Annotated in this window: 17 protein-coding genes; 9 read left to right on the top strand and 8 right to left on the bottom strand. The window is 72.3% G+C overall.

Features of this window, described 5'->3' with window-relative positions; genetic code table 11:
• Positions 1-6: 6 nt before the first annotated feature.
• Positions 7-747: an SDR family NAD(P)-dependent oxidoreductase gene (locus tag BN1701_RS20810; RefSeq protein WP_054051368.1), complete on the bottom strand. Its 741-nt coding sequence runs from the start codon at positions 745-747 to the stop codon at positions 7-9.
• Between the two features lie 494 nt (positions 748-1241).
• Between BN1701_RS20810 and BN1701_RS20815 the strand changes: the two genes are divergently transcribed.
• Together BN1701_RS20815 and ispH are read left to right on the top strand one after the other, a co-directional pair.
• Positions 1242-2282: a family 2 encapsulin nanocompartment cargo protein polyprenyl transferase gene (locus BN1701_RS20815; RefSeq protein ID WP_054051370.1), complete on the top strand. Its 1041-nt coding sequence runs from the start codon at positions 1242-1244 to the stop codon at positions 2280-2282.
• An 18-nt stretch (positions 2283-2300) separates the two neighbouring features.
• Complete coding sequence (ispH, locus tag BN1701_RS20820) at positions 2301-3464, top strand: 4-hydroxy-3-methylbut-2-enyl diphosphate reductase (RefSeq protein ID WP_054051372.1); 1164 nt, start codon at positions 2301-2303, stop codon at positions 3462-3464.
• Here the strand turns inward: ispH and BN1701_RS20825 are convergent.
• From BN1701_RS20825 to BN1701_RS20855, 7 genes are read right to left on the bottom strand one after another with little or no spacing between them, the layout of a single operon-like run.
• Positions 3451-3912: a carboxymuconolactone decarboxylase family protein gene (locus tag BN1701_RS20825; RefSeq protein WP_231949664.1), complete on the bottom strand. Its 462-nt coding sequence runs from the start codon at positions 3910-3912 to the stop codon at positions 3451-3453. The genes ispH and BN1701_RS20825 overlap by 14 nt on opposite strands.
• Positions 3903-5489, bottom strand: a complete 1587-nt coding sequence (locus BN1701_RS20830; RefSeq protein ID WP_054051375.1) for a class I adenylate-forming enzyme family protein — start codon at positions 5487-5489, stop codon at positions 3903-3905. Before BN1701_RS20830 ends, BN1701_RS20825 begins: the two co-directional genes overlap by 10 nt.
• Positions 5486-6259, bottom strand: a complete 774-nt coding sequence (locus BN1701_RS20835; protein WP_054051378.1) for a class I SAM-dependent methyltransferase — start codon at positions 6257-6259, stop codon at positions 5486-5488. The genes BN1701_RS20830 and BN1701_RS20835 overlap by 4 nt, the downstream gene beginning before the upstream one ends.
• Positions 6252-7580, bottom strand: coding sequence for an NAD(P)/FAD-dependent oxidoreductase (locus tag BN1701_RS20840; RefSeq protein ID WP_054051380.1), 1329 nt, complete (start codon positions 7578-7580; stop codon positions 6252-6254). Before BN1701_RS20840 ends, BN1701_RS20835 begins: the two co-directional genes overlap by 8 nt.
• Positions 7577-8515, bottom strand: a complete 939-nt coding sequence (locus tag BN1701_RS20845; protein WP_054051382.1) for a UbiA family prenyltransferase — start codon at positions 8513-8515, stop codon at positions 7577-7579. Before BN1701_RS20845 ends, BN1701_RS20840 begins: the two co-directional genes overlap by 4 nt.
• Positions 8512-9645 (bottom strand): DegT/DnrJ/EryC1/StrS aminotransferase family protein, encoded by a 1134-nt coding sequence (locus BN1701_RS20850; protein ID WP_054051385.1) that lies wholly within the window; start codon positions 9643-9645, stop codon positions 8512-8514. Before BN1701_RS20850 ends, BN1701_RS20845 begins: the two co-directional genes overlap by 4 nt.
• Positions 9642-10838 (bottom strand): DegT/DnrJ/EryC1/StrS aminotransferase family protein, encoded by a 1197-nt coding sequence (locus BN1701_RS20855; RefSeq protein WP_054051387.1) that lies wholly within the window; start codon positions 10836-10838, stop codon positions 9642-9644. Before BN1701_RS20855 ends, BN1701_RS20850 begins: the two co-directional genes overlap by 4 nt.
• A gap of 211 nt (positions 10839-11049) precedes the next feature.
• Between BN1701_RS20855 and BN1701_RS20860 the strand changes: the two genes are divergently transcribed.
• From BN1701_RS20860 to BN1701_RS20890, 7 genes are read left to right on the top strand one after another with little or no spacing between them, the layout of a single operon-like run.
• A complete protein-coding gene (locus tag BN1701_RS20860; protein WP_054051389.1) occupies positions 11050-12021 on the top strand; it encodes a Gfo/Idh/MocA family protein in 972 nt (323 codons plus the stop codon).
• Positions 12018-12836: a sugar phosphate isomerase/epimerase gene (locus BN1701_RS20865; protein WP_054051391.1), complete on the top strand. Its 819-nt coding sequence runs from the start codon at positions 12018-12020 to the stop codon at positions 12834-12836. Before BN1701_RS20860 ends, BN1701_RS20865 begins: the two co-directional genes overlap by 4 nt.
• Positions 12833-14284 (top strand): M20/M25/M40 family metallo-hydrolase, encoded by a 1452-nt coding sequence (locus tag BN1701_RS20870; protein WP_067520827.1) that lies wholly within the window; start codon positions 12833-12835, stop codon positions 14282-14284. Before BN1701_RS20865 ends, BN1701_RS20870 begins: the two co-directional genes overlap by 4 nt.
• Complete coding sequence (locus BN1701_RS20875; RefSeq protein ID WP_054051393.1) at positions 14281-15396, top strand: Ldh family oxidoreductase; 1116 nt, start codon at positions 14281-14283, stop codon at positions 15394-15396. Before BN1701_RS20870 ends, BN1701_RS20875 begins: the two co-directional genes overlap by 4 nt.
• Positions 15396-16313 carry a Gfo/Idh/MocA family protein gene (locus BN1701_RS20880; protein WP_054051395.1) on the top strand — a complete coding sequence of 306 codons (918 nt, stop codon included), beginning with the start codon at positions 15396-15398 and terminating at the stop codon, positions 16311-16313. The genes BN1701_RS20875 and BN1701_RS20880 overlap by 1 nt, the downstream gene beginning before the upstream one ends.
• Positions 16310-16705, top strand: a complete 396-nt coding sequence (locus BN1701_RS20885) for a hypothetical protein (protein ID WP_054051397.1) — start codon at positions 16310-16312, stop codon at positions 16703-16705. Before BN1701_RS20880 ends, BN1701_RS20885 begins: the two co-directional genes overlap by 4 nt.
• Positions 16702-17985 carry an NAD(P)/FAD-dependent oxidoreductase gene (locus BN1701_RS20890; RefSeq protein ID WP_067520830.1) on the top strand — a complete coding sequence of 428 codons (1284 nt, stop codon included), beginning with the start codon at positions 16702-16704 and terminating at the stop codon, positions 17983-17985. The genes BN1701_RS20885 and BN1701_RS20890 overlap by 4 nt, the downstream gene beginning before the upstream one ends.
• Positions 17986-18011 lie beyond the last annotated feature (26 nt).

The raw sequence follows: 18011 nt of genomic DNA on the forward strand, positions 1-18011 counted from the left end.
AATCGATCAGCGCGGCATCCGACGCCAGAGCGGGCGGGGCAGGAGTCGCAGCAGGGCGAACAGGGGGCGCAGGACGCCGGGTACCCAGACCTCTTGGCGGCCCTTGGCCAACGCCCGGACGGTGGCCTCGGCGACCTGGTCCGGGGTGCTGGAGAACGGTGCGGGGGTCATGCCGTCGGTCATCCTGCCGATGACGAAACCTGGACGGACCAGCAGCACTCGGACACCTGAGCCCGCCAGCGCGTCGGTGAGCCCGCAGGTGAAGCCGTCGAGGCCCGCTTTGGCCGAACCGTAGACGTAGTTGGCCTTGCGCACGCGCATGCCCGCGACCGACGAGTACACGACGATCGTTCCGCGTCCCTGCTCTCGCATCATCGCGGCGAGGTGGGTCAGGATGGCCACCTGCGCGACATAGTCGGTGTGGACTACGGCCACCGCGTGCGCGGCGTCGGTCTCGGCGCGTTTTTGGTCGCCGAGGATTCCGAAGGCGATCACCGCCGTGTCGATTGGTCCGTGTTCTGCCACGATCCCGTCAAGGACCGGGCGGTGGGTGTCGAGGGCGTCGGCGTCGAACTCGATTTGGTCGACAGTGGTCGCGCCTGCGGCCCGGACTGACGCCGCCTCGGCTTTGAGGTCGTTGCTGCGGCGGGCGGCCAGGACGACGGTTCGCGCTCCCCGCTCGGCCAGTCGCCGCGCGACGGCGACGCCGATCTCGCTGCGTCCGCCGAGGATCACCACAGGTCCCATTGGGCCAGTCTGCCGGGCGGCGCGGGTGATCGACACGGCGGGTTCCGGACGGCCCACGATGATCGAGTGACGTGTCGGAAAATGACTACTCGCCGTCGCCATTACGACTGGATCGAGTGGATTTCGCGAGGTTATCACCAGCCCATCCGGTGACTGCCGAACACCATTTCCCGGTGATAACTTCACAGGGTCGGCAGCCAGCGGACAACGCGAAATCTCGATGAGAGAACACAGAGGACGTCGAGACGCGGGTCGGGACTCCGCGCCATCGGCCGACGCTTCCACACACTAGATGATTGATTCCTGACTATCGCCTGGTATCGGCTGGTCCACGGCGTCGCTGCCAAGGCGCAGGGACAGCGCGCGTACCGGGTGTACGTGGCTGTTCCTGTAACGCGGGCAGCGGCGTCGTGGGCCGGTCGAGACCTGGTGATAGTCAGGAATCAATCATCTAGGCCTATTTCCCCATGCCCGCGAGGAGATCGACCACCACCATGGCACCCACCGAGGTGATCACCGGGTTCCGTTCGGCGCGTGCGGTGCTCTCCCAGAGCCGCTCGCTGCTCGACCCCGCCATCCGCGCCGCCGTCGACTCGTTGCCCGCGACGATGCGGCGCATCGCCGGGTATCACTTCGGCTGGTGGGACGAACACGGCGGGCCGGTGCACGCCGACAGCGGCAAGGCGATCCGTCCGGCCCTGGTGCTCACCTCAGCCGAGGCGGTCGGCGGATCGCCGCGCGACGCCGTGCCCGCGGCGGTGGCGGTGGAGCTGGTCCACAACTTCACCCTGCTGCACGACGACGTCATGGACGGCGACCGGACCCGCAGGCACCGCCCGACCGCGTGGACCGTCTTCGGTCTCGGCCCCGCGATTCTCGCGGGCGACTCCCTGCTCACGCTGGCCTACGACGTGCTGGCCGCCACCGGGCATCCCCGCGCGCAGGACGCCTCCAGGGTCATGTCCGCCGCCGTGTTGGCGGTGCAGGAGGGCCAGGCCACCGACCTGGCCTTCGAGAAGCGCGCCGACGTCACCCTCGCCGAGTGCGTGCGGATGGCCGAGGGCAAGACCGGCGCCCTGCTCGGCTGCGCCGCCGCGGTCGGCGCGCTCTTCGGCGGCGGCGGCGCACCCCAGGTCGACCACCTCCGCCGCTTCGGCGAACGCGTGGGCCTGGCCTTCCAACTGGTCGACGACCTGCTCGGCATCTGGGGCGATCCGACCGCCACCGGCAAATCGGTGTACTCGGATCTGGAGAGCCGCAAGAAGTCCCTGCCGGTCGTGGCCGCGCTCAGCTCCAACACGCCCGCGAGCCGCGAACTCGCCACGATCTACCACCGTCGCACCCCCCTGTCCGCCGCCGAGTTGGTCCGCGCCGCCGAGCTGATCGAACGGGCAGGCGCGCGCACCTGGGCCCAGGCCCATGCCGACGGAGTCTTGACCGACGCCCTTACCCACCTCGACCAAGCCGCGCCCGCCCCGCGCGCCGCCGCCGAGCTGACCGCGCTGGCCCACCTGACCGTCCGCCGCGACCACTGATCCACGGAGGCCGTGACAATGCCCGATCCCACCGCACCGGTCACCGTCGCCGATCACCTCGTCGGCGACGACACCCTGCCCTGTCCCGCCGCCCCGCTCATCGAGGGAACGCTGCGCAGGCAAGGCAAATCCACCCGCCGCGGCCCGCTGACCACCGGTCAGGCGACGGCCTGGGTGTCCCTGTCCCGCGACACCGCGATCGCCGTCGACAGCCAGACCGCGCACAACGCTCTAGCCCACTGGATCGCCGTCAGCGGCCCGAGGCGCATCCTGCTGGCCGCCCCGCGGGCGTTCTGCGCGGGCGTCGAGCGGGCCATCGACATCGTCGACCGGGCGCTTGAAGACGGCCCGGTGCACGTCCGCAAACAGATCGTCCACAACGTCCACGTGGTCAACGAACTCAGCGCGCGCGGCGCGATCTTCGTCGACGAACTCGACGCGGTGCCCGACAACGCCACCGTCGTCTTCTCCGCGCACGGTGTCGCGCCCTCAGTGCGCGAGGACGCTGGCAGGCGCGGCCTCCAGGTCATCGACGCCACGTGTCCGCTGGTCGCCAAAGTGCACGCCGAAGCCATCCGGTTCGCCCACCGGGGCGACACGATCCTGTTCATCGGCCACGCGGGCCACGAGGAGACCGAAGGCACCCTCGGCGAGGTCCCGGACCGCACCATCCTCGTCCAGTCCGCCGCCGAGGCCGCCACGGTCACCGTCCCCGACCCGAGCCGCGTCGCCTACCTCACCCAGACCACGCTCGCCGTGGACGAGACCGCCGAGATCATCGACGTGCTGCGCGCCCGGTTCCCCGACTTGAAGGGCCCCGGCTCGGACGACATCTGCTACGCCACCACCAACCGCCAGGACGCGTTGCTGGCCATCGCCGCCGACTCGGACCTGGTGCTGGTGGTGGGATCGGCCAACTCGTCCAACTCACAGCGGCTGGTCGAACTCGCGAACCGCCAAGGCACACCCGCCCACCTGATCGACGACGCCGCGGGCATCCGCTCGGAGTGGCTGGAAGACGCCCACACCATCGGAATCACCGCGGGTGCCTCGGCACCGCCGACCCTGGTCGACGAGGTCGTCGCCGCGATCGGCGGCCTCGGCACCATCACCGTCACCGAGTACGAAACCGCGCGCGAAACCATCCACTTCACCCTGCCCGGCCAAATCAGACGGGACTGAGCCTGCCCGCCACCCCAAGCCGATTGAACGCGTTGATCACCGTCAGCGTCCACATCAGACACGCCAGCTCGGCCTGGTCGAACTCCGTCGACGCGACCGCGTAGACCTCGTCCGGCACGTGCGACTCCGACAGCAGCGTCATCGACTCGGCCAGCGCCAGCGCCGCCCGCTCGCGCGAGGTGAAGAACGGCGTGTCCCGCCAGACCGTCACCGCGTGCAGCCGACGCGGCGTCTCGCCCGCTTCCACCGCGGCCGTAGAGTGCAGGTCGACGCAGAACGCGCAGCCGTTGAGCTGGGAGGCACGGATGCGCACCAGTTCCAGCAGCCGCCGCTCCAAACCCGCGTCCACCGCAGCGCGGTCCGCGGCCGTGTGCAGCTCCAACAGCTTGCGATACAGCTCCGGCGCCGCGGTCGTCGCCTGGACCCGGGTCGCTTCCATCACGTCCATCGTCCGCTCCCAAAGGTGTCGTGGCCGCGCCGGATCAGCGTGCGCAGCTCCATCCGTCGCACCTTGCCGGTGCCGGTCCGCGGGATCTCGTCCCAGGTCAGCACGATCGGGTCGGCCAGCGCGGGCAGGTCACGCAGCGCGTGCGCCCAGCCCCGCCGATCGAGCGCGCCGCCGTCGGTGACCAGTACCGGCACCGGCAGCTCACCCGGCGTCCCCAGGATCACGCACTCGACCACGGAGGGCAGCCGGTCCTCGATCACGTCCTCCAGTTCGACGCAGCTCTGCCCGGGGATGACGTCGACCTCGCGGTCCAGCAGCAGGTAGGCCCCGGTCCGGGTGCGCACGCCGACGTCGCCGGTGTTCCACCACCCGCCGACGACCTTGGCGTCCCACCGCTCCTGCTCACCCACGTACCCCAGGCACCGCACCTTCGTCCGCGCCAACACCAAACCCGGCTGACCAGCGGGAACAGGCCGGAACGTGCGCGGATCGACCACCCGCAGCCGCATCCGCCCCGGCACCGGACGGCCCAGATTCCGGGTCGAGGGGTGCCGCGCGTCGCGTTCGGCGACCGAGCGGCGGGTGAGGAAACGGAACGTGAGCGGCCCGGTCTCGGTCTGCCCCCACACCTGCACCCACAGCGGCCGCCGCGCTGTCGCGCCGAGGAACGCGCGCACGGTCGGCGGATGCATGGCGTCGAAGGTGCTGACGTAGAGCCGGACATCGCGGAACGGGTTGTCGGCACGCTCGGCCAGCGGCTGCCAGCGCACGAAGATCGACGGCAGCGCCTCCAGCGTGGTCGGCGGATGCGCCCGCAGTACCGGTTCGGCCCCGTCGGCGTCGGCGATGACCACCACCTTGCGCGGCGCGAGCCACAGCACGCTGGCCGTCCACGGGATCGCCCGACCGTGGCAGTAGGCCAGGGCCGAGCACACCGTGTCGGTGGGTTTGGACGACACCACCGGCAGGCGGGCCGCCTCGGTGGCGGCGAGGCCGTGGATGAGCGTCCGGGTGCTGTGCATGACCAGCTTGGGCGTGCCGGTGGTCCCCGAGGTGTGGTTGACGACCAAGGGGTCATCGGGGTCGCGCGAGACCGGTCGCGGCGGTTCGTGCCCGCGCAGCCGATCCAGGTCGAGCGCGCCGGGGTGCGGTCCGTCGAGGGTGAGCGTGCGCCGGGCGAAGCCCATCAGGTCGGTCTCGTTGTCGCGGGCGTGGTCGAGCACCGCGTGGGTGGTGACCAGCAGCGCCGGGTCGAGCCGCTTGAGCAGCAGTTGCAGGGTCTCGGGGGTCAGGTGGTCCGACAGCAGCGCGGGCACCGCGCCGACCCTCGCCGCCGCGCAGGCCAGCAGCACGTAGTCCCAATGGTTCTCTTTGACCACCGCGACCCGGTCGCCGGGCCGCACCCCGGCCGCGTGCAGCCACCCCGCCGCGCCGCGCACCAGGGCGGCCAGTTCCCCGACGTCGTAGGTGGTCCCGTGGTCGGGCGCGATGTCGAGCGGCCTGCTCAGTTCGACGACCGTGCTGACACCCCGGTCGACCAGGTCGTCGAACAGCGTGCCCAGATCGGTGGGCTTCATCCGGTGTCCTTCCTGCCGACGACGGTCACCATCACCTGCGACAGCCAGCGGTGCCGCGTGTCCATCAGGTCGGCCACCGCCCGGTCGATGTCCACTTCAGACACTGTGCCGCGGGCAAGCATCGCGGGCCGCAGGTGCGCCAGCCAGAGCGCGAACCACCGGCCCCCGTCGCTCCCGCCGCGCACGACCTCGGCCCGCCCGACGGCCCGCACGTCGACCAACCCGGCCGCCTCGACGAGGTCGACGTCGAGCAGACCGCAGCGCGGGTGGTAGCCCGCGTCCGCCATCACGTCATACGCCGCGCGTTTCACCTCGGGGTGGAACGGCCCGTTCGCGTGACTGAACAGCGAAGTCGTGTCCGTGTCCTCCAGCACCAGGTGGCCGCCCGGCCGCAGGGACCGGCACAGCGCGGCGACCGCGGCGGGCCGGTCGCCGACGTGCTGCATGACCAGCCTGCCGTGGACGAGGTCGAAGTCGCCGGGCAGCACGTCGGCGCCGATGTCGAGTTCGCGGACATCGACCCCGCGCAGCCCGACCAGCCGCGACACGTCCAGGTCGACCGCCGTGACCTCGGCCCCACGCCCGGCCAACCAGGCCGCGATCGACCCGCGACCGGCGCCGACCTCCAGACACCGCCAGCCCGGCCCCACGTCCAGGTCGGCCAAGGTCGCCTTGGTTCCCTTGTCCCACAAGGACTCACCGAGCCGCAGCCGTTCACCTTCCCGCTCGAAGGACGTGCCGAAGACGTAGCGGACCGCGGTCTCAGCCACCGAACACCGCCAACGCGCTATCCGACCCGACCAACAGCCGATCCGCGGTCATCTCGGCCGACCGAATCGCACCCTCACTGCTCGGCCGCAACACGCACCAGTCACCGGCGTACTCCACAGTGGACACCGGCCGGTGCAGAAAGTCCCGGTATTCGTCCAAAGCCGCCGCTGTCGGCATCGGCAGACCATGCCGATAGCGGACCACCACCGACACCCGGCACGCCGAGGCCAACTCCGGCAGGTAGCGGGCGGCGTGCGACATCAGCAGGTCGGAGACCTCCTCGTTCGGGGCGTCGATCAGGCCATCGGCGACGGCCGCTCCCGCGAACAAGGTCACCAGTCCTCGACCCGCGGGCGCCCGACCTGGCTTGCGGTGGTCGATGAGGAGGCCCGCGAACGCCGGGTTCTCCACCGACGGCACCGCGATCCCCCACGCGGGACTTCCGCCGATCGGCTCGATCGGGCGGTCCAGCAGGCAGATCACCTTGACCATCGGCCGGAACTGGCACGCGCGCACGAAGTCGGGCGCGTCCGCGTGCAGTTCCGCCGCCACCGGGGCGGGCACGCACAGCACGACCGTGCGCGCGCTCAGCGGCGCTCCGTCGACTACCAGCGTCGCGTCCCGTTCGCCCGCGACGACCTCGTGGACGGTGACGCCGGTGCTCACGTCGACCCGTGCGGCGATCTGCCGGGCGAGGGTGTCCATGCCGTGCCGCCAGGTGCGGAACGTGCGGGTGGGGCCGACCGCGAGCAGGTGGCTCATCAGCGGTCCGGCCGCCGCCCGTTCGGTGTCCCAGCCGAAGAAGCCGCCCGCCATCGGCTGCAGCAGATAGTCGTGCACGTCGGGGTGGTAGCGGCGCGCGAGTTCGCGGACGGTGGTCGAGCCGAGCGGGGTGCGGTCGGGCCGGTCGACGTCGTAGGAGCGCTTGCGCAGGCCGGAGCCCACCATCAGCTTGGCCAGGCTCGCGCGACCGCTCACCGACATCCCCGCGCCCTTGATGAGCCCGCCGAGATCGCCGACGCCGGGGTGGGCCACGCCTTCGCGCCACATCGCCAGGGGTGTGCCGAGCAGCGGCGCGTCGGCCTGGCTCAGGCCCAGTTCCCCGGCCAGCCGCCAGGTCGCGTCGTAGCCATGGGTGCCGACCATCTCGGCGCCCGTGTCGATGACGTAGCCCTCGCGCCGCACCGTGCGCATCCGGCCGCCGACGTGGGGGCTGGACTCGAACACGTGCACCGACCGGCCCGCCGCGCGCAGCCGGTGGGCGAGGGCGAGGCCGGAGATGCCCGCGCCGACGATCGCGACGTCCAGGTCCGCGCTCACAGCCACCCTCCCAGCACGTTGATGGCGAACAGGAGCACGAAGGTCAGCCGGTGCGCCCGCAGCCCGAGCGTGCGGGCGGCGAGCAGGTCGCCGATGCCGACCCCGCGCCGCAGCTGCGCGATCCGAAGCAGGACGGCGGGCATCATCGCCAGCGCGAACCACCACGGGGCCGCGCCGAGCCCGGCGGAAACCACGATGACTGCGATCTCGGCCACCGACAGCGCGGCGATGAACAGCCGGTTCCCGGTCGCCGAGAGCAGAACCGCCGCCGTGGGCCGCCCGACCGCGGCGTCGCCGTCGGCGTCGCGGGTGTTGGAGTAGACGCCGAACAGCAGCGGGCCGAGCCCGAAGAGCACGGCCTGCACGATGCCGAACCCGGTGATCGCGCCCTGCGCGAACCCGACCGCGCACAGCACCAGTCCGGTGCCGAACCCGGCCAGGAACACCTCTTGCCACCCGCGGTAGCTGATCTTGAGTCCCCACGAGTACTGCACGGCCGTGACCAGGCACAACACGGCCAACCCGACTGTCCACAAGAGAGCGAACGGGGCCGCCGCGACGCAGACCCCCCAGCACACCGCGCCGATCCCGGCGGTGGCCCAGCCGAACCGAACAGCGTCGACGACAGTCAGTTCGCCGGTCAGCAGGGGTTTGCGGGCCAGTTTGCGGGCTGACGCGTTCGGCCCGTAGTTGGCGCCGTCGCTGCCGTCGACGAAGCCGGTGACGTCGTCGAAGGCCACCGCGGAGGCGACCACGAACACCGTGCCCACGCCGAACAGCGCCAGCGTCGCGAGCACGCGCGGGTCGAACCACAGCGCCGGGCCGAGCAGCGACCACGCCAGCGGCAGCGCGAGGTAGTAGTCCCACACGTCCAGCTTCGCCAGCCGGGCGTAGGCGCCGACCCGTCCGGGCGCGGCGGTGAGGATGGCGGTCATCGCGAGCCTCCCGGGAAGGCGCAGACCGCGTCGGCGATCGACTCGACCTGGGCGTCGGTCAGGTGCGGGTAGATCGGCAGCGCGAGGATGCGCGCGCTCGCGAGCTCCGCGTGCGGCCAGAACCGGTCGCGCGCGGCGTACTCGGCGAACGCGGGCTGGGCGGGCAGCGGGGTCGGGTAGTAGACGTGCGTGCCGATGCCCAACTCGGCCAGGTGGCGCTTGAGGTGGTCGCGGCGGTCGGCCAGCAGGGAATATACGTAGTAGCAACGGCCTTCACGCCCCGGTGGCGGCGGCTGGATCCCGCGCTCGGCCAGGGGTGTGAAGCGCTCGGTGTAGTAGTCGGCGATCTGGGCTCGGCGTTCCAGGCGGGCGTCGAGTCCCGCCAGCCGGTGCAGCTGGAACTCGGCCATGATCTCGTCGAAGCGGCTGTTGAACCCGACGACGTGGTGAACGAAGCGCTGCTTGCCGTCCTGGCCGTGGTTGCGCAGCATGCGGACCCGCGCGGCGATCTCCGGGTCGTCGGTGACCACCGCGCCGCCCTCGCCGATCGAGCCGAACGTCTTGACCTGCACGAACGAGAAGACGCCCGCCTCACCCCAGCGGCCAGCCGGGGTCCCGTCGAGCACCGCGCCCTGGGCCACCGCGGAGTCCTCGATCAGCCGGACCTCGTGCCGGTCGGCCAGCGCGCGCATGGTCGGCATGTCGGCCATCACCGAGAACATGTGCGCGGGCATGATCGCCGCGGTCCGGCTGGTGATCGACTCCTCGACCTCGTAGGGCTCGACCACCATCGTCCACGGGTGCACGTCGGCGAAGACCGGTGTGGCGCCCACGTTGACCACCGACGCGGCGAGCGGGGCGCAGCCGAACGCGGGGACGACCACCTCGTCGCCGGGCCCGATGTCCATCGCGCGCAGGATCAGCATCAGCGCGGTCGTGCCGCTGCCGCAGGCCACGACGTCAGCCGCGCCGAGCTGGTCGCGCAGCGCGGACTCGAAGCGGGCGGTGCTCGCGCCGAGGATGAACTTCTGCTCCTCGGCAAGGCCGACGCGGCGGACGGTGTCGAGCAGCAGCTCGCGGTCGTCGTCGAACAGGTCTGGGGGAAAGAAGGGCAGCGAGGGAACGGTCATCGGAAGAACCCCTTGATCAACTCGCACACCCGGTCGACCTGGCTCTCGGTGAGGTCCGGGTAGAGCGGCAGGGCGACGGCGTGCGCGCAGGCGGCCTCGGCGTTGGGGAACTCGCCCGCGCGGTGGCCCAGCTCGGCGAAGCACGGCTGGCGGTGCAGGGGGACCGGGTAGTACGTCTCGGTGGTGACGCCGTTGGCCGCCAGGTGGGCGACCAGGTCGTCGCGGCGCTCGACCTCGATCAGGTACACGTAGAACACGGCGGTGGTGTCGGCTTGACGCTTCACCACCGTGGGCAGGCGCAGCACGCCCGGGCGGTCCGCGAGCCGCTCGGTGTAGGCCGCGGCGAGGACGGCGCGGCGGGCGATGTCGGCGTCGAGGGTGGCGAGCTTGGCCAGCAGCACGGCGGCCTGGAGATCGTCCATCTTGCTGTTGAGCCCGGGCAGGACTGTTTCATTGCTGATGCCCGGGAAGTGGTCGAGCGTGCGTCCGAAGCGGCCGTGGTGGCGCAGTGCCGCCGCGACCTCGCCGACCCGCGGGTCGTTGGTGATCACCGCGCCCGCGTCGCCGAGCGCGCCGAGGGTCTTGGTGGGGAAGAACGACAGCACGCCGCCCGCGCCGTGCAGGCCCGCGTGGGTGCCGCCCCAGCGCATCCCGATGGCCTCGGCGCTGTCCTCCACCACGGTCAGCGCGTACCGCTGCGCCACCTCCGTGATCCCGGACAGGTCGGCGAGCTGGCAGAACAGGTGCACCGGCATGATCATCCGAGTGCGTTCGGTGATCACCTCCGGCACGGCGTCGGGGTCCATCGCGTAGGTGACCGGGTCGATGTCGACGAACACCGGCCGCCCCTGGGCCAGCGCGACCGACGACGCCGAGGCCACGAAGCTGAACGCCGGGACCACGACCTCCTCACCCGGCCGCAACCCGGCCGCGCGCAGCAGCAGGACCAGCGCGTCGGTGCCGGAGTTGACCCCGATCACGTGCGCGGCGCCGGTGTACTCGGCCAGCGCCGACTCGAACTCGGCCACGAGCGGGCCGTGGGAGTACTTGCCGCCCTCGACCATCGCGTTGAGGTTGGCCTCGATCTTGGGCCACACGGCGGCGAAGCTCGCGGCCTGGGTGAAGAACGGCACCGAAGGGGCGGACGCCGCCGAACCCGCGCCGGGACCCGTCAGTGTCGCGGCGTGCTCCATGCGTGTCCTTTCCGGACGGATGGTTGAGTGGTGAAGTTCCTGGACGCGCCCGAGGCAGCGCTTTCCAACCTAGTCAGAGCACATCCGTTGAACCGCAACGGAATCCAAAGATCACACGGTCGGGTGGAGACCCCCGGTCCACGTTGACACCTGTCCCCCGCACCTCCAGTGTTGGCGGGCGTCACCCGATCCCGCGCAGGAGGCAGCACCGATGCTCGGCTCGCTCGTCGTCGGACTCGGCCGGGCGGGAACGGCGCTGCACCTGCCGGTCCTGCGCAGGCTGCGCCCCCACCAGCCCGTGGTCGCCTTTGATCCACATCGGACCCTCGACCTGCCAGGGGTCACCGCGACCGACTCGCTCACCCACGCGGCATCGATCACCGACCCGGCCTCGACCGTGGTGCACCTGTGCACGCCGCCCGCGGCCCGCGTCGCCCCGCTCACCGAGCTGGCCGAGCTGGGCTTCCGCCGGATCCTGGTGGAGAAGCCGCTGGCGGCGAACAGCGTCGAGTTGGCCGAGATCCTGCGCCTGCGCGACGCCGCGGGCCTGGACCTGCTGCCGGTCGGCCAGTGGCGCTCCAGCGAGCTGACCCGCCGCCTGCGCGCCACCCTGGCGGCCGGGAACCTGGGCCGGGCCCGGTCGATCACGATCGTGCAGACCAAGCCCCGCTTCGGCCGCGCGGGTGACGACCACCCAACCGCGTTCGACGTCGAGCTGCCGCACTCGGTGCTGTTGGCCCTGCTGCTCGCCGGACCGGCCAAGGTCACCGCCGCGACCTGCTCGGACATGCTGCTCGGCGACACCGTCCACCCCGCGATGGGCGGCGCGACCGTCCAACTGCGCCACGACAGCGGGATCGTCACCGAGATCCGCACCGACCTGACCTCTCCGGTGCGCGAGCGGCGCGTCACCGTCGACCTCGACGGCGGCACGCTGGTCGGGCACTTCGCGGTCAGCGACGCCGACGACCACGCCCAGCTGCGGGTCAACACCCAGGGCCAGCAGCTGCGCTCGGTCTTCGCCGACGACTCCCTCGGCGCGTTCCTCAGGCTCGCGTACTCGCACTTCGCGGGCGAGGAGCGGATCGCCGACGAGCCCGAGACCGGCGTCGCCGTGGTCGAGTTGATCACCGCGGCCAAGCGCCGGGCCGGGCTGGCCGTCGCGGCCGGGGTGCCCGCGTGAGGCCGCTGCTCGCGGGCATCGGGGACGAGGCCGGTCCCGCGCTGGCCGACCAGCTCGCCGCCGTCGCCGAACTCGGCTGGACCGCGATCGAGCTGCGCACGGTCGACGGCGTCCACATCGCCGACCTGGACCGCCGCGCCTTCGAGCGGGCCGCCGACACCATCGCCGAGCACGGCGTGCGCACGGTCTGCGTCGACTCCCGCATCGGCGACTGGTCCTCGGCGATCACCGGCGACTTCGAGCGCGATCTGGACGAGCTGCGGATGCTGGCCCGCCGCTGCGCCACGCTCAACACCCGCCATGTCCGGATCATGTCGTACCCGAACGACGGTCTCGACGACCTCGACTGGGCCCGCCGCGTCCACCGGCGGATCCGCGAACTGGCGGCGCGCGCCGAACAGGCCGGTCTGGTCCTGCTGCACGAGAACTGCGCGGGCTGGGCGGGCGCGGACGCCAAGCGCGCGCTGGACCTGCTGGTCGAGACCGGCAGCCCGGCGCTGCGGCTGCTGTTCGACACCGGCAACGGCATCGCCTACGGCTACTCCGGCGTCGAGCTGCTCGCCGACGTGATCGAGTTCGTCGACCACGTGCACATCAAGGACGGGACCGACGGACCTGTGTGGACAGTCCCGGGCGCGGGCGCCGCCGACGTGGGCGGCTGCCTGGACCTGCTGGCCGACGCGGGTTACCGGGGCGCGCTGTCGATCGAGCCGCACCTGTCGCTGGAGCCGCACGCCGACGCCCCCGGCACCGGCCGCGCCGACGGCTTCGTGGCCGCCGGGCGCGCGCTGGAATCCCTGCTCGCGGCCCGATGACCCAGCTGACCAGCGCCGACCACGCGCTGCTGCTCCGCCTGCTCGCCCTTCCCACCGCCGGACCGCTGGAGACCGACGAACCCGCGCGCCTGTGGGACGCCCAGTTCGCCTACGCCGATTCGGCCACGGGGTTCAAGGTCCTGCACCATGCCCCGGCCGACCTGTCCGACGTGCGCAGGCCCGACGTGCCCGCTCCCGTGCGGGCCGCCGCGCGGGAGCCAGGGTTCCTCGACGGGCAGCCGAGCCTGGTGCTGAGCCTGGGCCCGCGGCGCCCGCGCGAGCGCACCGTGATGTTCAACGTCCACCTGGACACCGTCGCGGGCCAGGAACCGGTGTCGTTCGACGGCGTGGCGTTCCGGGGCCGGGGCGCGATCGACGCCAAGGGGCCCGCGGTCGCGCTGCTCGCGGGCATCCGCGACTCCGCCGCCCGCGACGCGCGCGTCGGCGACGAGGTGTCGGTGCTGGTGCAGGCCGTGGCCGGGGAGGAAGGCGGCGCCATGGGCACCTTCGGCACCCGGCCGCTGGTCGAGCGCGGCTACGTCGGTGCCCTCAACATCTTCTGCGAACCCACTGGCCTGCGGTATCTCCCGCGCGCCACCGCGTCGGCCACCGCGGCGGTGCGCGTGGCGGGCCACGGCGCGATCGACGACCGCCCCGGCGACGGGCACAACGCCACCGTCCTGCTCGGCTTCCTCGCCCAGCACCTCGCGGGCGAACTCGTCGGCGACGCCGACGGCCACGCGTGTGTCGCGGGCCTGCACACCGGCACCGCCCACAACCGCGTCTACGGCAGCGGCGACCTGCTGATCAACCTCGCCTACGCCACCCCCGCCGCGGGGGCACGGCTCGCCGGAACCCTCGACCGCGCCGTGGGCGATGGGCTCGACCGCTTCGCCAAGCTGTTCGCCCACCTGCCCGAGTTCGCGCTGACCGCGGCCGAGGCGCATCGAGTGACCACAGTGGACTGGCTCAAGCACGGCCTGCCCACATTGGACACGCGGTCGGCCGAACTGGACGCCTGGATGCGCGCCGCGGCCATCCCCCGCTGGCCCGCCGACGAGCCCGCCTTCACCTGCGACGCGATCTGGCTGGCCGACGTGCCCGGTACCGCCACCGCGGTGCTCGGCCCCGGCGACCTCGCCGCCAACAATGCCCACGCCGAAGGCGAGTTCGCCACCCTCACCGAGCTGACCGCGTTCGCCGAACAGGTGTCCCGCCTCCTGCGCGCCTTCGCCGACGCCCCACCAGCCCTACCCCAGAACGCCCGCCCCACACGCGAGAACACACGCCCCACACACCAGAACGCAGCCCCCACCCGCCCTGGGGGGCTGCCCTGCTCCAGTCTACCGGCGGCGGAAGATCAACAGGGATGGCCGCCGCTGGCTGTGGATGACTCGACCCCATGTGGACAACCTGCCGACGCCCCACCGAGAACGGATTCCCGATGACCGACCTAGCCGTGCCCGCTCAGTCGACCGCCCAGGTCCGGGTGCCCCAGGCCGAGCTGCTGGACTTCACCGCCGCCGTCTTCGCCGCCCACGGCGTGCCCGCCGAGCGGGCGCGGGCCGCGGCGGCGGCGCTGTGCCACGGCGACATCACCGGCGCGGGCTCGCACGGGCTGGTCAACCTCTCCCGGATCTACCTGCCGCTGCTCGAGTCCGGCCGGGCCAGAGCCGACGCGAAACCCCTGGTACTCACCGACCTCGGCGCCACGGTCCTGCTCGACGCGCGCGGCGCGCTCGGGCTGTGGGCGGCGGGCGAGGCGATGGAGCTCGCGGTGCGCCGGGCCTCCGACTACGGCATCGGCATGGTGTCGGTGCGCGGTGCCACGCACTTCGGCTGCGCGGGCCACCACGCCCTGCGCGCGGTCGACCACGGCATGATCGGCGTGGTCGCGGCCAACTGCGGCCACCAGCGCATCGCCAGGCCGCCGCGCGGCAGGCTGCCGATGCTGGGCACCAACCCGCTCAGCGTTGCCGCTCCCGCGGGCGAGCACCCGCCGTTCCTGCTGGACATGAGCACCACGGCCGTGCCGACCGGCAAGGTCCGCGCGGCCGCCCGCGCGGGCGAGTCGATCCCGGCGGGCTGGCTGGCCGACGACCGCGGCGCCCCGATCACCGACCCGACCCGGTTCGACGCGGGCGAGGCCCATCTGAGCTGGCTGGGCGCTCCGGGAGCGGGCGAGTACAAGGGTTTCGGGCTCGGTCTGATGGTCGAGGTGCTCGCCGCGCTGGTGCCCGGCGCGGGCCTCGGTCCGTCGCCCGCCGCGTTCGCCGCCGACCGCACCCCCGACGACGACATCGGCTACCTGATGCTGGCCATCGCCCCCGCCGCACTGCGCTCGCCGGGCCAGTACCGGCGCGACGCTGGCGCGCTGTTCGGGTCGGTGCTGGGCTGCCCGCCGGTCGACCCCGGCGACACGGTGTCCTATCCGGGCTGCCCCGAGGCCGCCAACGCCGCCGAGGCCGCCGAGTTCGGAGTCCCGCTGACCGGTGCGGTCCACGCGGAACTGCGCGAGATCGCCGACCGGCTCGGCCTGACCGCGCCAGGGGTGAGCTGATGCGCATCGGCATCGTCGGCCTCGGCGTGATCTCCCGCTTCTACCTGGCGGTGCTGCGCGAAAGCGGCCCGCTGCGCCTGGGCGCGGTGTGCGACCTGCGGCCGGAGGCGCTGGCCCCGCACCGCGACGAGGTGCCCTGCTGGACCGACCACCGCGAGCTCATCGCCGCCGGTGGACTCGACGCGGTCGTGGTGACCGTGCCCAACGACCACCACGCCGAGGTCTGCCGCGACCTGCTCGACGCGGGCCTGCCGGTCTGTGTGGAGAAGCCGCTGGCCACCACGCTCGACGACGGCCTGGAACTGGCCGCGCTCGCCGACGCGCGCGGAACGGTGCTGTTCACCTCGTTCCACCGCCGCTACAACGCGCGGGTGCGGGCGATGCTGGACGGCCTGCCGTCGGGCGTGCCGATCGAGTCGGTGCGCGTGCGGTACCTGGAGCGCATCGAGGACCACGTCGGCAACGACCGCTGGTATCTCGACCCCGCCCGCTGCGGCGGCGGCTGTGTGGCCGACAACGGCCCCAACGCCTTCGACCTGGCCCGGCTGTTCCTCGGCCCGCTCGACCTGGAACGCGCCGAGGTCCACCGCGACGACGCCGGGGTCGACCGGCAGGCCGTGATCGAGCTGACGTCGGAGTCCGGCGCGACCGCCACGGTCGAACTGGACTGGAGCCACCCCGGCGAGACCAAGGACGTCGAGCTACGCCTCGCCGACGGGACGGTCCGGCGGGCGGACATGCTCGCGGGATTCCTCGGCTTCAAGCAGTCGCTGTGGCACGAGTACGCGGGTGTCCTGCGCGAGTTCGCCCACGTCGTCCACCACGGCGGGCCGGACCCCGCGAGCCTGGCCGCGCTGTCCCTGGTCGACGCGGTCTACCAGGCCGAGCACGCCATGACCGGAGAGGTCCGACGATGATCGAGGACGGCGACAAGCGGGCCGTGGCCGGGGTCCTGGTCAAGGTCCTGGTGCACAGTCGCGACGACCGCGGCATGCGACTGGAGGAGTTCGCCAGCCGCTGCGTCCGTCAGGGCGAGGTACACGAACTGGTCACCACCGACCACGGCGTCGACGACCCGCGCATCGACCGGGTCGGCTTCCTCGGCTTCACCGAGATCTCCCACGGCGGCGTCATCGACCGCGGCGACGAGGTCCACATCGGCGGCGAGTACGTGGGCAAGGTCCTGGGCTTCGACGCCTGCCACTTCCCCAACCACTACAACATCCTGATCCACCGGGACGCGCCGGTGACCGGTGAGCAGATCGCGCTGACCCCGGAGTCCCCGGTCCGCTTCGGCGTCCGCGGATGAGGCGGACCGTGGTCGCGGGCGGGAGCCTGGCGGGCCTGCTCGCCACCCGCGTCCTGCACGACGTCGCCGACGAGGTGGTGATCGTCGAGCCCGACGACCTGCCCGACGGTCCGCGCAACCGCGCGGGAACCCCGCACGGGGACCAGTTCCACGTGCTGCTGGGGATGGCGCAGCACCTGTTCGCGCACTGGTTCCCCACCCTGTTCGACCGACTCGCCGCGGCGGGCACGGTGCCCTACCCGACCGACGACGCCCGGATGTTCCTCGACGGCTCGATGCGGCTGCCGGTGCCCGGCGACCAGTTGATGCCGGTGTTGCGGCCGCTGCTGGAATGGCACGTGCGGTCCGAAGTCCTTGCGCTGCCGCGAGTTCGGCTGGTCCGGGACCGGGTCGTGGGGCTCACCGCCGGGCTGGCTCGGGTCAACGGGGTCCGGCTGGCGTCGGGGGCGGCGGTGACCGCCGACCTGGTGGTCGACGCGACCGGGCGAGCGTCCCGGCTCGGCGACTGGCTGCTGCGCCTGGACTTCCAGCCACCGCCCAAGCGGCGGATGGAGCTGGATCTCGGCTACGCGACCATGCTGTATCACCGGTACCCGGACCAGCGCCTGGACAACCTCTTCGCGGTGCACTCGCTGCGGTCCGCCGGTTCGCCGGAACCAGGGGTGAGCGTGGTGGCGCCCGCCGGACCGGACCGGTGGATCTGCACGGTGTCGGCGTATGGGAAGCAGCGGCCCGGACGGTCCATTTCGGACTTTCGGGCCCGGTGCGATCGTGAGCCCGCCGCCGGGTTCGCCGCGCTGACCCGGGAGTGCGAGCCCGCCGGCCCCGTGGAGGTGCACCGGTTCGCCCACAGCCTGCGCCGGGACTTCCACACGCTGCGTCACTTTCCCGCTGGCGTGGTTCCGATGGGCGACGCGGTGGCATCGTTCAATCCGGTGTACGGGCAAGGGATGCCCTCAGCCGCGCTGCACGCCTCGGCCCTGGCCGCGTGGCTGGAAACCGGCGAGGACATCCACGCGTACTTCGAGCGCCTCAAGGTCCTGGTCGACGCCGCGTGGCAGACCTCGGCCACGGTCGACTTCGCGCTGCCGCACGTCCCAGGGCAGCGCCCGAGGGGCTACCGGATGATGCACGCCGTGGGCGCCGCCATCGACCAGGCGACCACCGCGGATCCGGTGGTGGCCAAGTGTTTCGCCGACGTGGTCAACATGCGACTGCACCCGACGGCACTGCTGCACCCGAAGATCCTCGCCCGCGCGGCACTGGCAAAGCTCAGATAACACGCGAATGCCCCCGGGCCACTGTC

It is taken from the genome of Alloactinosynnema sp. L-07, from assembly GCF_900070365.1.
Classification (GTDB): Bacteria; Actinomycetota; Actinomycetes; order Mycobacteriales; family Pseudonocardiaceae; genus Actinokineospora.

Bases quoted from the DNA above. Each gene is read 5' to 3' on its own strand.
- BN1701_RS20885 (WP_054051397.1), top strand. From the start codon at position 16,310: ATGATCGAGGACGGCGACAAGCGGGCCGTGGCCGGGGTCCTGGTCAAG.
- BN1701_RS20880 (WP_054051395.1), top strand. From the start codon at position 15,396: ATGCGCATCGGCATCGTCGGCCTCGGCGTGATCTCCCGCTTCTACCTG.
- BN1701_RS20860 (WP_054051389.1), top strand. From the start codon at position 11,050: ATGCTCGGCTCGCTCGTCGTCGGACTCGGCCGGGCGGGAACGGCGCTG.
- BN1701_RS20810 (WP_054051368.1), bottom strand. From the start codon at position 747: ATGGGACCTGTGGTGATCCTCGGCGGACGCAGCGAGATCGGCGTCGCC.
- BN1701_RS20875 (WP_054051393.1), top strand. From the start codon at position 14,281: ATGACCGACCTAGCCGTGCCCGCTCAGTCGACCGCCCAGGTCCGGGTG.
- BN1701_RS20855 (WP_054051387.1), bottom strand. From the start codon at position 10,838: ATGGAGCACGCCGCGACACTGACGGGTCCCGGCGCGGGTTCGGCGGCG.
- BN1701_RS20870 (WP_067520827.1), top strand. From the start codon at position 12,833: ATGACCCAGCTGACCAGCGCCGACCACGCGCTGCTGCTCCGCCTGCTC.
- BN1701_RS20845 (WP_054051382.1), bottom strand. From the start codon at position 8,515: ATGACCGCCATCCTCACCGCCGCGCCCGGACGGGTCGGCGCCTACGCC.
- ispH (WP_054051372.1), top strand. From the start codon at position 2,301: ATGCCCGATCCCACCGCACCGGTCACCGTCGCCGATCACCTCGTCGGC.
- BN1701_RS20890 (WP_067520830.1), top strand. From the start codon at position 16,702: ATGAGGCGGACCGTGGTCGCGGGCGGGAGCCTGGCGGGCCTGCTCGCC.
- BN1701_RS20850 (WP_054051385.1), bottom strand. From the start codon at position 9,645: ATGACCGTTCCCTCGCTGCCCTTCTTTCCCCCAGACCTGTTCGACGAC.
- BN1701_RS20830 (WP_054051375.1), bottom strand. From the start codon at position 5,489: ATGAAGCCCACCGATCTGGGCACGCTGTTCGACGACCTGGTCGACCGG.
- BN1701_RS20815 (WP_054051370.1), top strand. From the start codon at position 1,242: ATGGCACCCACCGAGGTGATCACCGGGTTCCGTTCGGCGCGTGCGGTG.
- BN1701_RS20825 (WP_231949664.1), bottom strand. From the start codon at position 3,912: ATGGACGTGATGGAAGCGACCCGGGTCCAGGCGACGACCGCGGCGCCG.